The 13,678-nt window shown below is 65.2% G+C and carries 13 protein-coding genes; 12 read left to right on the forward strand and 1 reads right to left on the reverse strand.

The genetic code is table 11. The features are described from left to right. Positions 1-33 precede the first annotated feature (33 nt). The 9 genes from AC1DHL_RS25950 (at position 34) to AC1DHL_RS25990 (ending at position 8,175) form a co-directional block, all read left to right on the forward strand. Positions 34-1,365, forward strand: a complete 1,332-nt coding sequence (locus AC1DHL_RS25950) for an ABC transporter substrate-binding protein (protein WP_478163906.1) — start codon at positions 34-36, stop codon at positions 1,363-1,365. 31 nt (positions 1,366-1,396) lie between these two features. Then, positions 1,397-2,350, forward strand: coding sequence for a carbohydrate ABC transporter permease (locus AC1DHL_RS25955; RefSeq protein ID WP_478163864.1), 954 nt, complete (start codon positions 1,397-1,399; stop codon positions 2,348-2,350). Positions 2,351-2,358: 8 nt separating this feature from the next. Beyond that, positions 2,359-3,321, forward strand: a complete 963-nt coding sequence (locus tag AC1DHL_RS25960; RefSeq protein WP_478104113.1) for a carbohydrate ABC transporter permease — start codon at positions 2,359-2,361, stop codon at positions 3,319-3,321. A 19-nt stretch (positions 3,322-3,340) separates the two neighbouring features. Further along, positions 3,341-3,547 carry a hypothetical protein gene (locus AC1DHL_RS25965; protein ID WP_478104115.1) on the forward strand — a complete coding sequence of 69 codons (207 nt, stop codon included), beginning with the start codon at positions 3,341-3,343 and terminating at the stop codon, positions 3,545-3,547. Between the two features lie 3 nt (positions 3,548-3,550). Continuing rightward, complete coding sequence (locus AC1DHL_RS25970) at positions 3,551-4,672, forward strand: ABC transporter ATP-binding protein (RefSeq protein WP_478104116.1); 1,122 nt, start codon at positions 3,551-3,553, stop codon at positions 4,670-4,672. Beyond that, positions 4,665-5,702: an ABC transporter ATP-binding protein gene (locus AC1DHL_RS25975; RefSeq protein ID WP_478163865.1), complete on the forward strand. Its 1,038-nt coding sequence runs from the start codon at positions 4,665-4,667 to the stop codon at positions 5,700-5,702. The genes AC1DHL_RS25970 and AC1DHL_RS25975 overlap by 8 nt, the downstream gene beginning before the upstream one ends. A 26-nt stretch (positions 5,703-5,728) precedes the next feature. Further along, positions 5,729-6,349 (forward strand): dihydroxyacetone kinase subunit DhaL, encoded by a 621-nt coding sequence (gene dhaL, locus AC1DHL_RS25980; RefSeq protein WP_478104119.1) that lies wholly within the window; start codon positions 5,729-5,731, stop codon positions 6,347-6,349. Positions 6,350-6,358: 9 nt separating this feature from the next. Further along, positions 6,359-7,348, forward strand: coding sequence for a dihydroxyacetone kinase subunit DhaK (dhaK, locus tag AC1DHL_RS25985; RefSeq protein WP_478163866.1), 990 nt, complete (start codon positions 6,359-6,361; stop codon positions 7,346-7,348). Positions 7,349-7,473: 125 nt separating this feature from the next. Continuing rightward, positions 7,474-8,175, forward strand: coding sequence for a GntR family transcriptional regulator (locus AC1DHL_RS25990; protein WP_478104122.1), 702 nt, complete (start codon positions 7,474-7,476; stop codon positions 8,173-8,175). Positions 8,176-8,200: 25 nt separating this feature from the next. Here the strand turns inward: AC1DHL_RS25990 and AC1DHL_RS25995 are convergent, their stop codons facing one another. After that, positions 8,201-8,443 (reverse strand): hypothetical protein, encoded by a 243-nt coding sequence (locus AC1DHL_RS25995; RefSeq protein WP_478163867.1) that lies wholly within the window; start codon positions 8,441-8,443, stop codon positions 8,201-8,203. Positions 8,444-8,650: 207 nt separating this feature from the next. Between AC1DHL_RS25995 and AC1DHL_RS26000 the strand changes: the two genes are divergently transcribed. The 3 genes from AC1DHL_RS26000 (at position 8,651) to AC1DHL_RS26010 (ending at position 13,673) form a co-directional block, all read left to right on the forward strand. Continuing rightward, on the forward strand, positions 8,651-9,631 hold the full coding sequence (locus AC1DHL_RS26000) for a LysR family transcriptional regulator (protein ID WP_478163868.1): 981 nt from the start codon (positions 8,651-8,653) through the stop codon (positions 9,629-9,631). An 87-nt stretch (positions 9,632-9,718) separates the two neighbouring features. Continuing rightward, positions 9,719-11,638, forward strand: coding sequence for a 1,4-alpha-glucan branching protein GlgB (glgB, locus tag AC1DHL_RS26005; RefSeq protein WP_478163869.1), 1,920 nt, complete (start codon positions 9,719-9,721; stop codon positions 11,636-11,638). Continuing rightward, entirely contained in the window at positions 11,631-13,673 is a 2,043-nt protein-coding gene (locus AC1DHL_RS26010) for an alpha-1,4-glucan--maltose-1-phosphate maltosyltransferase (protein ID WP_478163870.1), read from the forward strand. Before glgB ends, AC1DHL_RS26010 begins: the two co-directional genes overlap by 8 nt. The last annotated feature ends 5 nt before the right edge of the window (positions 13,674-13,678 follow it).

Genomic DNA, 13,678 nt, shown 5'->3' on the forward strand with positions numbered 1-13,678 from the left:
GAACCCAACCTTTGGAGACAGACCATGAAATCGATGTCCAAGATGCTCCCGGGGGTGATCGCCCTCGCCGCTGCCACCGTGCTCAGCATGACCGCGGCCGACGTGCGCGCTCAGGACAAGACCATCACCCTTTGCTGGGCTGCCTGGGACCCGGCCAACGCGCTGGTCGAACTCTCGAAGGACTTCACCACGAAGACCGGCATCAAGATGAAGTTCGAGTTCGTGCCGTGGACCAGCTTTGCCGACCGCATGCTCAACGAGCTCAACTCCAAGGGCAAGCTGTGCGATCTCATCATCGGCGACAGCCAGTGGATCGGCGGCGCGGCCGAGCAAGGCCAGTACGTCAAGCTCAACGAGTTCTTCGACAAGGAAGGCATCAAGATGACGGACTTCGCGCCCGCCACCGTGGTGGGCTACGCGGAGTGGCCGAAGAACACACCCAACTACTGGGCGCTGCCGGCGATGGCCGATGCGGTCGGCTGGACCTACCGCAAGGACTGGTTCGCCAAGCCCGAGCTGCAGGCCGAGTTCAAGAAGAAGTACAACCGCGACCTCGCGCCGCCGAAGACCTGGACCGAATTCAAGGAAGTGGCCGAGTTCTTCCAGGGCCGCATGATCGACGGCAAGAAGGTCTACGGCGCCTACCTGTTCACCGAGCGGGGCTCCGAAGGCATCACGATGGGCGTCACCAACGTGCTCTACCCGATGGGCTTCAAGTACGAGGACCCGAAGAAGCCGTATTCCATGGACGGCTTCGTGAACTCGCCCGACGCGGTGCGCGGCCTCGAGTTCTACAAGGCGCTCTACAAGGGCGCCACACCGCCCGGGCTGACCAATGCCTACATGACCGAAGGCCTCGACGCCTTCAAGTCGGGCCAGGTCGCGATGATGATGAACTGGTTCGCCTTCTTCCCGGGCCTCTACAAGGACCCGAACGTCGGCGGCGACAAGATCGGCTTCTTCGTCAATCCCTCGGACAAGGCCAAGGGCGTGCAGCTCGGCGGCCAGGGCATCTCGGTGGTCTCGTATTCGCCGAACCGGAACGAGGCGCTGCAATACATCAAGTGGTTCGCGAACCCCGAGGTGCAGAAGAAGTGGCAGGCCATCGGCGGTTCGTCGGCGGCCAAGGCGGTGCTGAACGACCCGGCCTATCCGAAGAGCTCGCCGTTCGCGCAGCCCTTCCTCGACTCGATGGACATGGTGGTCGACTTCTGGGCCGAGCCTTCGTATGCTCAGTTGCTGCTGGCGATGCAGAAACGCGTGCATGACTACGTGGTCGCCGACAAGGGCACCGCCAAGGAGGCGCTCGATGCACTGGTGGTGGACTGGAAGAAGGTCTTCAAGGACGACGGCAAGGCCAAGTAACGCGCCCGGCCGCAGTCGCCATCCATCGTCGATGCAGAACCCGACCGTCATCGTCGTCCGCGCCGCGCAGGCCACGCCGCCCAGCGTGGCGGTGCGGATGCGCGGTCTCTCCGACCGCGCGATCGCATGGCTGTTCGTCGGCCCGACGATGCTGTTGCTGCTGGCGATCAACATCTTCCCGCTGATCTGGACGATCAAGCTGTCGTTCACCAACTACCGGGCCAACCGGCCCAACGCGGCGGTGGTCGACGTCGGCATCGACAACTACGTGTCGGTGCTGACCGACCCTGACATCTGGCTGGCAATGCAGGCCACCGCCCACTTCCTGTTCTGGACCATCTTCCTGCAGGTGCTGATCGGCTTCGCGCTGGCCTACCTCATCGATCGCAAGTTCCGCGGCCACGGCTTCTGGACGACGATGATCCTGATCCCGATGATGCTGTCGCCCGCCGTGGTCGGCAATTTCTGGGCCTTCCTCTACCAGCCTCAGACCGGCCTCTTCAACTATGCCGTGTCGTACCTCTCGGGCGTGCCGGCCTCGTCGTTCGAGATGATCGGCTCGGTCAAGCTCGCGCCGTGGGCCATCATCATCGTCGACACCTGGATGTGGACGCCCTATGTGATGCTGATCTGCCTCGCGGGCCTGCGCTCGATCCCCGACTACATCTACGAGGCGGCCGAAGTCGACCGCGCCTCGAAGTGGCGCCAGTTCTGGTCGATCACGCTGCCGATGGTGCTGCCGTTCATCATGCTGGCGGTGCTCTTCCGCGGCATCGAGAACTTCAAGATGTTCGACATGGTCAACCTGCTGACTTCGGGTGGCCCGGGCTCGGCGACCGAACTCGCCTCGATCACCCTCAAGCGCGAGGCCTTCGAGAAGTGGCGCACCGGCTATTCGTCAGCCTTCGCCATCATCCTTTTCGTTGCGGTGTTCGGCCTGGCCAACATCTACGTCAAGGCCCTCAACCACGTGAAGAATCGCTGAGGCACCGCATGAGCATCGGTATCGGCATCAGCACCGCGCACTCCGTCGTCGAGCCGAGTTCGCGCACCCGGCTCGTCGCCGGCGCGGTCGTGGTGCTGTATGCGCTGGTCACGATGATCCCGCTGGTCTGGATCATCCTGACCGGCTTCAAGACGCCGACCGATTCGATCAGCTATCCGCCGAAGATCCTGTTCACGCCTTCGCCGCAGGGCTACTGCAACCTCTTCACGACCCGCTCGCGCCAGACGCCCGAATACATCGCCTCACTGCCGCCACCGACCGACGTCTGCGACAAGGTGGCGCGAGACGACCACATGGTGGTCGCCGGCCGATCGAACTACATCCCGCGCTTCGTCAACTCGCTGATCATCGCCTTCGGCTCGACAGTGCTGTCGGTGGGCATCGGCGTGATGGCGGCCTATGCGTTCTCGCGCTTCAATGTGCCGCTGAAGGACGACTTGCTGTTCTTCATCCTGTCGACGCGGATGATGCCGCCGATCGCGGTGGCGATCCCGATCTTCCTGATGTACCGCGAGCTTGGCCTGTCGGATACGCGACTCGGCATGATCCTGCTCTACAGCGCAGTCAACGTGTCGCTGGCGGTGTGGCTGCTCAAGGGCTTCATCGACGAGATCCCGCGCGAATACGAAGAGGCCGCGATGGTCGACGGCTACACGCGGCTGCAGGCCTTCCGCAAGGTGGTGCTGCCGCAGGCCACCACGGGCATCGTCGCGACCTCGATCTTCTGCCTGATCTTTGCGTGGAACGAATACGCCTTCGCGGTGCTGCTGACCTCGGGCACCGCGCAGACGGCGCCGCCCTTCATCCCGATCATCATCGGCGAAGGCGGTCAGGACTGGCCGGCCGTCGCCGCCGGAACCACGTTGTTCCTGGTGCCGATCCTGGTCTTCACGATCCTGCTGCGAAAGCACCTGCTGCGCGGCATCACTTTCGGCGCGGTGCGCAAATAGGAGTGCAGGAGTGCCAGACATGCCGACCGCCCCACCCTCCATCTCCCGACGCCAATGGCCGCGCTGGCTGCGCCGCGGACCGATGGAAGTCGTCGCCTGCATCGTGATCACCGCGGGCCTCGTGATGATGCTGCAGCCGCTCGCGATGCCGCTCTTCACCTGGTCGTTCATCACCACCCTGTTCGGCACTGCGCTGTTCATGGTCGTCTCCAAGTTTCCGGACTGAGCCATGGCCGAGATCCGCGTCCACCAACTGCACAAGGCCTTCGCCGACTTCACCGCGGTGAAGAATTCGAGCTTCACAGTGCGCGACGGCGATTTCTTCTGCCTGCTCGGTCCTTCGGGCTGCGGCAAGACCACCACACTGCGGATGATCGCGGGGTTGGAGCTGCCGACATCAGGCCAGATCTTCCTCGGCAACGAGGACGTCAGCTTCAAGCGCGCATCGGCGCGCGACATCGCCTTCGTGTTCCAGATGTTCGCGCTCTATCCGCACATGAACGTACGTCACAACATCGCCTTCCCGCTGGTCTCGCAAGGAATGGCGCGCGCCGAGATCCATCGCCAGGTCGACCAGGCGGCGCGCACACTGCGCATCACGCATCTGCTGGACAAGCCGGTGTCGCAGCTGTCGAGCGGCGACCGCCAGCGTGTGGCGCTCGGGCGCGCCATCGTCCGCCAGCCGATGGCTTTCCTGATGGACGAACCGCTCGGCGCGCTCGACGCCGAATTCCGCGAAGTGATGTGCCAGGAACTGCGCGCGCTGCACGACCGGCTGCACGCCACCACCGTGTACGTGACGCACGACCAGATGGAAGCGATGGCGATGGCCGACGTGATCGCCGTGATGAACGAAGGCGTGATCGAGCAGCTTGGTGCGCCGCTGGAGGTGTATGAGCGGCCGGCGAGCGTCTTCGTCGCCGACTTCATCGGCGCACCATCGATGAACTTCCTGCCGTTCGAAGCGGGCTTCGCGAGTGGCGAACACGCGATCCGCATCGGCCCGGCGCAGATCGAAGTACCCATCCTGCGCGAAGACATTCCGCCGCGCGCATTGCTGTGCGGCGTGCGGCCCGAGCATCTTCGTCTCGAAGAAGCCTCGCCGTTGCGTGCCGAGGTGCTCGGGACCGAATACCTCGGCACGCGCACCGTCGTCACGCTGGTCACGGCGCAAGGCGCCACGGTCCGCGCCAAGGTCGACGTCACGCTCCCGGTGGCGCGCGGCGACCACGTCGGACTGGCCTTCGACGCCTCGGCGATCTCGCTGTTCGACGCGGCTTCGGGCCGGGCGCTGCGCACCGCCCGCGACGAGGCGCCGCAACGGACCCGGCAGGGAGCGCGCCATGGCTGAGCTTCGCCTCGCCAACGTCGGGAAGCGCTTCGGCGCAGTGCGGGCCATCGACGGACTGAGCCTCGACATGCCCAGCGGCGAGTTCTTCGTGCTGCTCGGCCCGAGCGGCGCCGGCAAGACCACCACGTTGCGGCTGGTGGCAGGCCTCGAAAAGCCGGACGCAGGGCGCGTCTCCATCGGCGGGCGCGACGTGACGGCGCTCGCGCCGGCGTTGCGTGATGTGGCCTTCGTCTTCCAGCAGTATTCGCTCTATCCGCACCTGAACGTCTACGACAACCTCGCCTTTCCGCTGCGCTCGCCCCTTCGCCCGATTTCCGAGAACGAGGTGCGCCGGAAGGTCGAGGAAGTGGCACGCATGCTGCGCATCCACGACAAGCTGAAGAACCCCGCGACCCGACTCTCGGGCGGCCAGATGCAGCGCGTGGCGATCGGCCGAGCCCTCGTGCGCGACCCGTCGATCTACCTGATGGACGAGCCGTTGTCCTCGCTCGACGCCAAGCTGCGCAATGACCTCCGGCTCGAACTCAAGCGCATCCAGCAGGACCTCGGCGCCACCATGCTCTACGTGACGCACGACCAGATCGAGGCCATGACCATGGCCACCCGCATCGGCGTGCTCGACAACGGCGTGCTGGTGCAGGTCGGCACGCCGCAGCAGATCTACGAGAACCCGAGCAGCGCCCATGTGGCGTCCAGGCTGGGCTCGCCGCGCATCAACCTCGTTGCGCGGGCACTGGTGCCGGAACTCGACGGCCCGCCGCGCGCGGTCACCGTCGGCGTGCGGGCGGAGCATCTGAGGCTGCATGGCCAGACGACAAGCCCGGCGAGCCGGGCACACCGCGCCGCAAGAGTCAGGCGCATCGAGCGCCTGAGCGACCTGCACCTTGTGCACGTCGGCCTCGACGGCAGCGACCAGGAACTCATCGTCTCGGCACCCGCGAACGCAAGCTTCGCGCCGAACGACGCCGTACACGTGGAACTGGTGCGCCCGCTCTGGTTCGACGCCGAGGGTCTGCGCATCAGCGCGTGACCCAGGCAACATCATTGGGAGCACACATGGCCGACATCGACCTGATCCGGAACGCAACCCAGACGCTGATCGACCACGTCGATGAACTGACGGCCCTCGACCAGGCCATCGGCGACGGCGACCACGGACTCAACATGCGGCGCGGCGCGCTGGCCATCCAGGGCAAGCTCGACGAACTCGCCGGCCAGTCGCTCAACGAGGCATTGCGCACCATGGGCATGACCTGCATGTCGACCATCGGCGGCTCGTCGGGCCCCGTGTTCGGCACGCTGATGGTCACGCTCGGCAAGGAACTGCCCGACCCGCCGACGCCGAGCGCCATGGCGGCCGCGCTCGATGCGGGCATCAAGGCACTCACTCGTCTGGGCAAGGCCGAAGTCGGCCAGAAGACATTGCTCGATGTGCTCGACCCGGTGCAGAAGGTGCTCGCCGAAGGCGGCGACGGCCTGGCCGCCCGGGTTCGCGAATGCGCCTTCGCCAGCGCCGACTCGACCGCCGCGATGGACGCGATCAAGGGCCGCGCGTCCTTTCTCGGCGAGCGCGCACTGGGCCACGTCGATCCGGGCTCGCGCTCCGTGGCATTGATCATCGGCGCGATCTGCGACAGCCTGACCTCGCCGGCGCAACCGTCTTCCCTTTCCGCCTGAAAGCGCATCATGAAGAAGCTCATCAACGACGTCGATTCCCTGCTGTCCGAATCCCTGGACGGCTTCGCGGCCGCGCACGCAGACATCGTGGCGCTCGGCGAGACCGGCCCTTTCGTCCGGCGGCGCACGCCCAAGCCCGGCAAGGTCGCGCTGATCTCGGGGGGCGGTTCGGGGCACGAACCGCTGCACACGGGCTTCGTCGGCCACGGCATGCTCGATGCGGCCTGCCCCGGCCAGGTGTTCACCTCGCCCACGCCCGACCAGATGCTGGCCGCGGCGCAGGCGGTGGACACCGGCGCGGGCGTGCTGTTCATCGTCAAGAACTACTCCGGCGACATGATGAATTTCCAGATGGCCGCGGAGATGATCGACTGCGACAACGAGACCGTCATCGTCAACGACGACGTGGCCGTCGAGAACTCGACCTACACCACCGGTCGCCGAGGCGTCGCGGGCACGCTGATCGTGGAGAAGATCGTCGGTGCCGCGGCCGAGCGCGGCGACAAACTCGCTGCCCTGAAGGCGCTCGGCGATTCGGTCAACAAGGCCACCGCCTCGATGGGCGTTGCGCTCACGTCCTGCACGGTGCCGGCCGCCGGCAAGCCGACCTTCCAGATCGGGCCTGACGAGATGGAGATGGGCGTCGGCATCCACGGCGAACCCGGCCGGCGCAGGGTCAGGCTGTCATCGGCCGACGACATTGCCGCCGAACTCGGCGGCGCGATCCTCAAGGATCTTTCGCTCAAGCCCGGGCAGCAGGTGCTGCTGCTGGTCAACGGTTTTGGCGGTACGCCGCTGATGGAGCTCTACCTGATGGTGCACGCGATGCGCAAGGTGCTCGACAGCCACCAGCTCAAGGTCGCGCGCTACCTCACCGGGTCCTATGTCACTTCGCTCGAGATGGCCGGATGCTCAGTCACGGTGAGCGCGATGGACGACGCGACCCTGGCGCTCTGGGATGCGCCGGTCCACACCGCGGCGCTGCGCTGGGGCATGTGAACAGTTCGATGATCGGGCCTGGAAACATCTTGAGCCCGTCCTCTTGTGATTTCGTCCGACGAAATCAGCTTTATTGAACAAAAACAATAGGCTCCAACGATTGGTGGCAAAACGGGCCCGGGCGTATGATCGTCGAGCAAAAACGGGACACGGCGATGCTCGACGAGGTGCGGCAGACAGAAACCATTGGAGAAAAGACCTATCAACGCCTGCGCGCGGACATCGTCAGCGGCCGGCTGGCGCCCGGGGAGCGCCTGACGCTCGACCGCATGCGCGATGCCTACGAGGTCAGCGTCGGCACGCTGCGCGAGAACCTGAATCGCCTGTCATCCGAAGGCCTGATCGTCGCCGAGGGCTCGCGCGGCTTCCAGGTCACTCCGATCTCGGCGGCCGACCTGCGCGAAGTGGCTGCCATGCGTTGCCTCCTCGAACTGCATGCCTTGCGCGAGTCCTTCGAAGCCGGGGACATGGAATGGGAAGGCAGGGTCGTCGCGGCCCATCACAAGCTCGCGTCGATGGAGCGCCGCATGAGCGTGGAGGAGCGTTCCAACGCACAGGCGTGGAAGCGCTATGACCGTGAATTCCACCGTGCGCTGATCTCGGCTTGCGGTTCGCAGGTCTTGCTCCAGACCCACTCGGTCATCTACGACCGGTATCTGCGTTATCAGATGGTCGCTGCGGTTTACCGCGGAGAAATCGCGGCCGGCGAGCACCAGCACTTGATGAGGTGCGCCCTGGAACGAGACTGGAAGGGTGCGCAGGTCACGCTGACCAGGCATGTGCAGGACTGCGTGAAGCACATGATCGACAAGCGACTGGTGACTTGAGGCGGCCTGCCGGCCCTATTTCCAACTATTCCCATTGTTCGAGCAGTGCGCTCACGACATCGAGCCCGAGCGTCGCGTACATCATGAGGGCCATGGCTCCCCATACGAGGATCTGAAGGGGGAAGACAGCCGCGCGCCGGACCTTCTTCAATGCTCGCAGCGAGCCATCGTTCCTGATGGGGGGCTGCTTTTGCCGCACCGTGGATTTCACAGGCGCAGGGCCAAGCCCGCCAAGCCCGCTATCGTGCAGTTCAGGGTACATCTTCATCGGAGCGCTCCTAAAGTGCTACAAAAAATCATTCGATGAAATTAAGAGTAACACTTAATACTGAGCTTCGCCCAACTTCGGTGCCGGTTTCTGACGAAATCCGCTCGAATTAGTCAGTTTGGTGCGTTGCACAAGCGCCTGCGATACGGAATGTGAGACGCACGACCCCAGCCTGCCTGAAAATCCGCTTATTCGATTTTCAGATCAATGGCCTCCACTGAACTATCCACTCGCCAATTGCGCGCCTTCGTCGCGCTGGTCGACCTGCCCAACTTCACGCGCGCCGCCCAGGCCTGCCATCTTTCTCAACCCGCCTTCAGCATGCTTGTCCGCACGCTGGAAAACGAAGTCGGCGCGCGGCTCTTCGACCGCAATACGCGCAGTGTCCAACTCACGCCGGAGGGCCGCGTGTTCGAAGCTTCGGCGCGGCGGCTCCTTGGCGACATCGAGCGGGCGGTCGGCAATCTGGACGACCATGTGCAGCGTCGCAAGGGACGCGTGCATGTCGCCGCCCTGCCCTCTCTGGCTGCGGGCTGGCTGCCGGCAATGTTCTCGGACTTCCACGCGCGCTGGCCTGGCATCGAACTCATGCTGAGCGATCAGTTGTCGGATGCCTGCATCGACCTGGTGCGCGGAGGCCAGGCGGATTTCGCGCTCGCGGCGGCCGGCGGGCGCCCCGCCGACAGTTCGGAGCTGCGCATGCGCGTGCTGTGCACCGACCGCTTCCACCTGATCTGCCGCGCCGACCACCCGCTCGCGACCGAGCCGAAGCTCACGCTGCGCAAGCTGCAGCCCTGGGCCTTCATTCACATGACGCGCAACAGCAGCGTGCGGCAGGCGCTCGAAGTCGCCCTGCATCCGCTGGCGATGAACACGGTGCTCGAAGTCGAGCAATTGGCCACCGTGATGGGGATGGTCGAAGCCGGGCTCGGCATCAGCGTGGTGCCGGCCCTCACGCTCTACCAGTTCAGGCGCGAGACGATCGCGATCCGCCCGTTGCCGCTGCCGCAACTCACCCGGCGCATCTACCTCGTGCAACGGCGCGACGGCAGCCTGTCGGCCGCGGCGCAGGGACTGCACGACATGGTGGTTGCGCGGCTGGGCTCGCTATCGGTCGAATCCGCCGAAGAAAAGCCCGCGCCGCTCCATCCATCGGGCGGTGCTGGTACCTACCAGGTCACACCGTAGCCAGGGGATGGGACTTTCGTCAGGCGTCGTCCGACACGCGATCGGGCGCTATCGCTCGTGAAGCCCCTCTCGCGCAGGACTACAACAGTGGGTTCTTCCTCGCACTGGAGCCATTCCCGTGAATTTCCCCGTGTCCTTCGGCGACACCGACGCTACCTCTTTCGCGAAGGAACGCACTCGCGGCTGTACGAGCACCTCGGCGGGCATCTGCGCGACAACGACGCAGGCGCTTCGTTTGCGGTGTGGGCACCCAACGCAAGTTCGGTCGCGGTCATCGGCGACTGGAACCACTGGGACGGCCACGCCGAACCGCTTTCGCCGCGTCCGGACTCGACGGGCGTATGGCACGGCCATGCCGGGGGTGCGCGCCACGGGCATGCCTACAAGTACCGCATCCTCTCGAAGTCCGGGAGGGTGATCGAGAAGGCGGACCCGCTCGCATGCTTCGCGGAGGCGCCGCCGGCGACTGCGTCCAGACTCTGGTCGCTCGACTACACATGGTCTGACGCTGAATGGATGCGAACGCGTGCCGCGCGCAACAGCCTCGATGCGCCGATCTCCATCTACGAGGTGCATGCGGGCTCCTGGCGCCGTGACGACGGCCGCCCGATGGATTACCGCGCACTCGCACACGCACTGGCCGACTACGTGGTGTCCATCGGCTTCACCCACATCGAGTTGATGCCGATCACGGAACACCCGTTCTACGGCTCGTGGGGTTACCAGACGACGGGCTACTTCGCGCCCACCGCACGCTACGGGACGCCGCAGGACTTCATGTACTTCGTCGATCATCTGCACCAGCGCGGCATCGGCGTGATCCTGGATTGGGTGCCGTCGCACTTTCCGACGGATGCCCATGGTCTCGCCTCCTTCGATGGCACGCATCTGTACGAGCACGCTGATCCGCGTCAGGGCTTTCATCCGGAGTGGAACTCGGCGATCTTCAACTACGGCCGCGACGAGGTTCGCAGCTTCCTGATCTCATCGGCGCTCTTCTGGCTGGATCGCTATCACATCGACGGCCTGCGCGTCGATGCGGTGGCTTCGATGCTCTACCTCGACTATGCGCGGCAAGGCGGCGAGTGGATCCCCAATACCCGCGGCGGGCGCGAGAACCTCCAGGCGATCGGGTTCCTCCAGGAACTCAATCGTGCGGTCTGCCGCGACCAGCCGGGCACGTTCACGATCGCCGAGGAATCGACAGCCTGGCCACAGGTCTCGCGACCGACCGACATGGGCGGCCTCGGCTTCGGCATGAAATGGAACATGGGCTGGATGCACGACACCCTCGCCTACATGCATGAGGACCCGGTGCATCGCCGCTACCACCACCATCGACTGACCTTCTCGATGGTCTATGCCTTCAGCGAGAACTTCGTGCTGCCGCTCTCGCACGACGAGGTCGTCTACGGCAAGGGTTCGCTGATCGGCAAGATGCCGGGCGATCCGTGGCGGCAGTTCGCCAACCTGCGCTCGCTGTACGCCTACATGTGGGCGCATCCGGGGAAGAAGCTGCTGTTCATGGGCGGCGAATTCGGGCAGCGGCGCGAGTGGACGCACGAAGGTCAGCTCGACTGGCCTTCGCTGGACGCGGCCGAGCACCGCGGCGTGCAGCACCTGGTCGGCGAATTGAACCGCCTCTATCGCACCGAGCCGGCCCTGCACGAGCTGGACTTTTCTTCGGAAGGCTTCCGGTGGCTCGAACCCAACGATCACGAGCAGAGTGTCGTGGCCTTCCTGCGGCGCTCGCGCGCGGGCGACACGGTACTCGTCGTCTGCAACTTGACACCGGTGCCGCGGCAGAACTACTGTGTGGGCGTGCCCCGGGACGGCACATGGCGGGAGATTCTCAACAGCGATGCCCGTGCGTTCGGCGGCTCGGGCTGGGGGAATCTTGGCGCCGTGCAAGCCGCGCCGATGCATTCGCACGGGCAGAAGTACGCCGTGTGCCTGACGCTGCCGCCGCTGTCCACGCTCTTTTTCAAGGTGCAGACCGATGCCTAGCGCCCTGCTGTCGCCGCCGCAGTCACTCGAATCCGCCGAAGGGGATGGCCGGCGCCGTGCGGTCGTCGATGCGGTCATGCCCATCGTCGACGGCGGTCGTTTCGCGGTCAAGCGCGTGGCAGGCGAAAGCGTCCGCGTCACTGCGCACGTCTTCACCGACGGCCACGATGTGCCGCGCGTGATGCTTCAATGGTGGAAGGATGGCGACGACGCGCGCCACGAAGTGCCCATGAAGCTGCGCTACAACGACGAGTGGCATGCCGACTTCACGCCGCCCGTACCCGGCCGCTACATCTATACGGTGGTCGCGTGGGTCGATCTCTTCGAATCATGGCGGCATGAACTGGTTCGGCGTGTCGACGCGGACGACATTCGGCTTGCCGTTCGCACCGGCGCGCTGGAGATTGCCGCGGCCGCGGGCCGGGCGAACGGCGACGACCGCCAGGCTCTTGCGAAATGGGCCCGCTCTCTCGACGAAGGCGCGACCAACGCCGGAAAGAACGCCAATGAGATCAAGGCGCTTGCGCTCGACGACGATCTGGCCGCGATCGCCTCGCGGCACCCGGATCGCAGCCTGGAGGCCCGCTTCGCGGCCGAACTGCCGCTGATGGCCGACCGGGAGCGTGCCCGCTTCAGCACCTGGTACGAACTCTTTCCACGCTCGGCCTCGGGCATGCCGGGTGCGCACGGCACCTTCCGCGATGTCGAGGAGCGCCTGCCGCTGGTCGCGGCAATGGGCTTCGACGTTCTGTACTTCCCGCCGATCCACCCGATCGGTCGCCTGCAGCGCAAGGGCCGCAACAACACGCTCACGACCGAGACCGGCGATGTCGGCAGCCCCTGGGCCATCGGCGCCGCCGAAGGCGGGCACAAGGACATCCTGCCTGCGCTCGGCACGGCGGAAGATTTCCGTCGCCTGGTCGCGAAGGCCGCGCAAATGGGCATCGACGTGGCGATGGACATCGCCTACCAGTGCGCGCCGGACCACCCCTACGTCAAGGCGCATCCGACATGGTTCCGGTGGCGGCCCGACAACACCGTCCAGTACGCGGAGAACCCGCCGAAGAAATACCAGGACATCTACCCCTTTCACTTCGAGAGTCCGGACTGGCGCGCGCTCTGGAGCGAACTGAAGTCCGTGCTGGACCACTGGATCGCGCAAGGCGTCACCGTGTTTCGCGTCGACAACCCGCACACCAAGGCCTTCGGGTTCTGGGAATGGGCGATCACGGAGGTCAAGCGCGAGCACCCCGAGGTCATCTTTCTGGCCGAGGCTTTCACGCGGCCCAAGGTGATGCATCGCCTGGCCAAGCTCGGCTTCACGCAGTCGTACACCTACTTCACCTGGCGCAACACCAAGGAAGAGTTGACCGCCTACTTCACCGAACTCACGCAGGGGCCCGGCAAGGACTACTTCCGCCCCAACGTCTGGCCCAACACGCCCGACATCCTTCACGCTGCGCTGCAGACGGGTGAAGAGCCCGTGTTCAAGTCGCGCCTGGTGCTCGCGGCCACGCTTTCGGCCAACTACGGCATCTATGGCCCTGCCTTCGAATTGATGGAGCACGCACCACGCGAGCCTTCGAGCGAGGAGTACCTCGATTCCGAGAAGTACCAGTTGCGCCAATGGGACTGGAGCGCAGAGAGCGGCCTGCGCCCCTTCATCGCGCGCGTCAACCGGATTCGCCGCGGCAACGTGCCCTTGCAGTCCGACGACAGCCTGCGCTTCCTGGACATCGACAACGACCAGCTCATCGCCTACATGAAGACCTCGCCGGACGGCAAGCAGATCGTCGTCACCGTGGTGAATCTCGATCCGCACAATGTGCAGACCGGCTGGGTCCACCTCGACCCGGCCCTGGTCGGCGTGGAGGGCGACCGGCCGTTCCAGATGCACGACCTGCTGAGCGACCAGCGATTCACATGGCATGGCGCGTGGCACTACATCCTGCTCGATCCGCACCGCCTGCCCGCGCACATCCTCGCGGTGCGCCACCGCGTGCGGGACGAGCGCGAGTTCGACTACTACCAATAGGGCGT

The sequence above is a fragment of the Variovorax sp. 10L426 genome (assembly GCF_056395305.1).

What these genes read in the sequence shown, in the direction of transcription:
- AC1DHL_RS25950 (WP_478163906.1), top strand. Translation starts at nt 34, where the DNA reads ATGTCCAAGATGCTCCCGGGGGTGATCGCCCTCGCCGCTGCCACCGTG.
- AC1DHL_RS25955 (WP_478163864.1), top strand. Translation starts at nt 1,397, where the DNA reads ATGCAGAACCCGACCGTCATCGTCGTCCGCGCCGCGCAGGCCACGCCG.
- AC1DHL_RS25960 (WP_478104113.1), top strand. Translation starts at nt 2,359, where the DNA reads ATGAGCATCGGTATCGGCATCAGCACCGCGCACTCCGTCGTCGAGCCG.
- AC1DHL_RS25965 (WP_478104115.1), top strand. Translation starts at nt 3,341, where the DNA reads ATGCCGACCGCCCCACCCTCCATCTCCCGACGCCAATGGCCGCGCTGG.
- AC1DHL_RS25970 (WP_478104116.1), top strand. Translation starts at nt 3,551, where the DNA reads ATGGCCGAGATCCGCGTCCACCAACTGCACAAGGCCTTCGCCGACTTC.
- AC1DHL_RS25975 (WP_478163865.1), top strand. Translation starts at nt 4,665, where the DNA reads ATGGCTGAGCTTCGCCTCGCCAACGTCGGGAAGCGCTTCGGCGCAGTG.
- dhaL (WP_478104119.1), top strand. Translation starts at nt 5,729, where the DNA reads ATGGCCGACATCGACCTGATCCGGAACGCAACCCAGACGCTGATCGAC.
- dhaK (WP_478163866.1), top strand. Translation starts at nt 6,359, where the DNA reads ATGAAGAAGCTCATCAACGACGTCGATTCCCTGCTGTCCGAATCCCTG.
- AC1DHL_RS25990 (WP_478104122.1), top strand. Translation starts at nt 7,474, where the DNA reads ATGATCGTCGAGCAAAAACGGGACACGGCGATGCTCGACGAGGTGCGG.
- AC1DHL_RS25995 (WP_478163867.1), bottom strand. Translation starts at nt 8,443, where the DNA reads ATGAAGATGTACCCTGAACTGCACGATAGCGGGCTTGGCGGGCTTGGC.
- AC1DHL_RS26000 (WP_478163868.1), top strand. Translation starts at nt 8,651, where the DNA reads ATGGCCTCCACTGAACTATCCACTCGCCAATTGCGCGCCTTCGTCGCG.
- AC1DHL_RS26010 (WP_478163870.1), top strand. Translation starts at nt 11,631, where the DNA reads ATGCCTAGCGCCCTGCTGTCGCCGCCGCAGTCACTCGAATCCGCCGAA.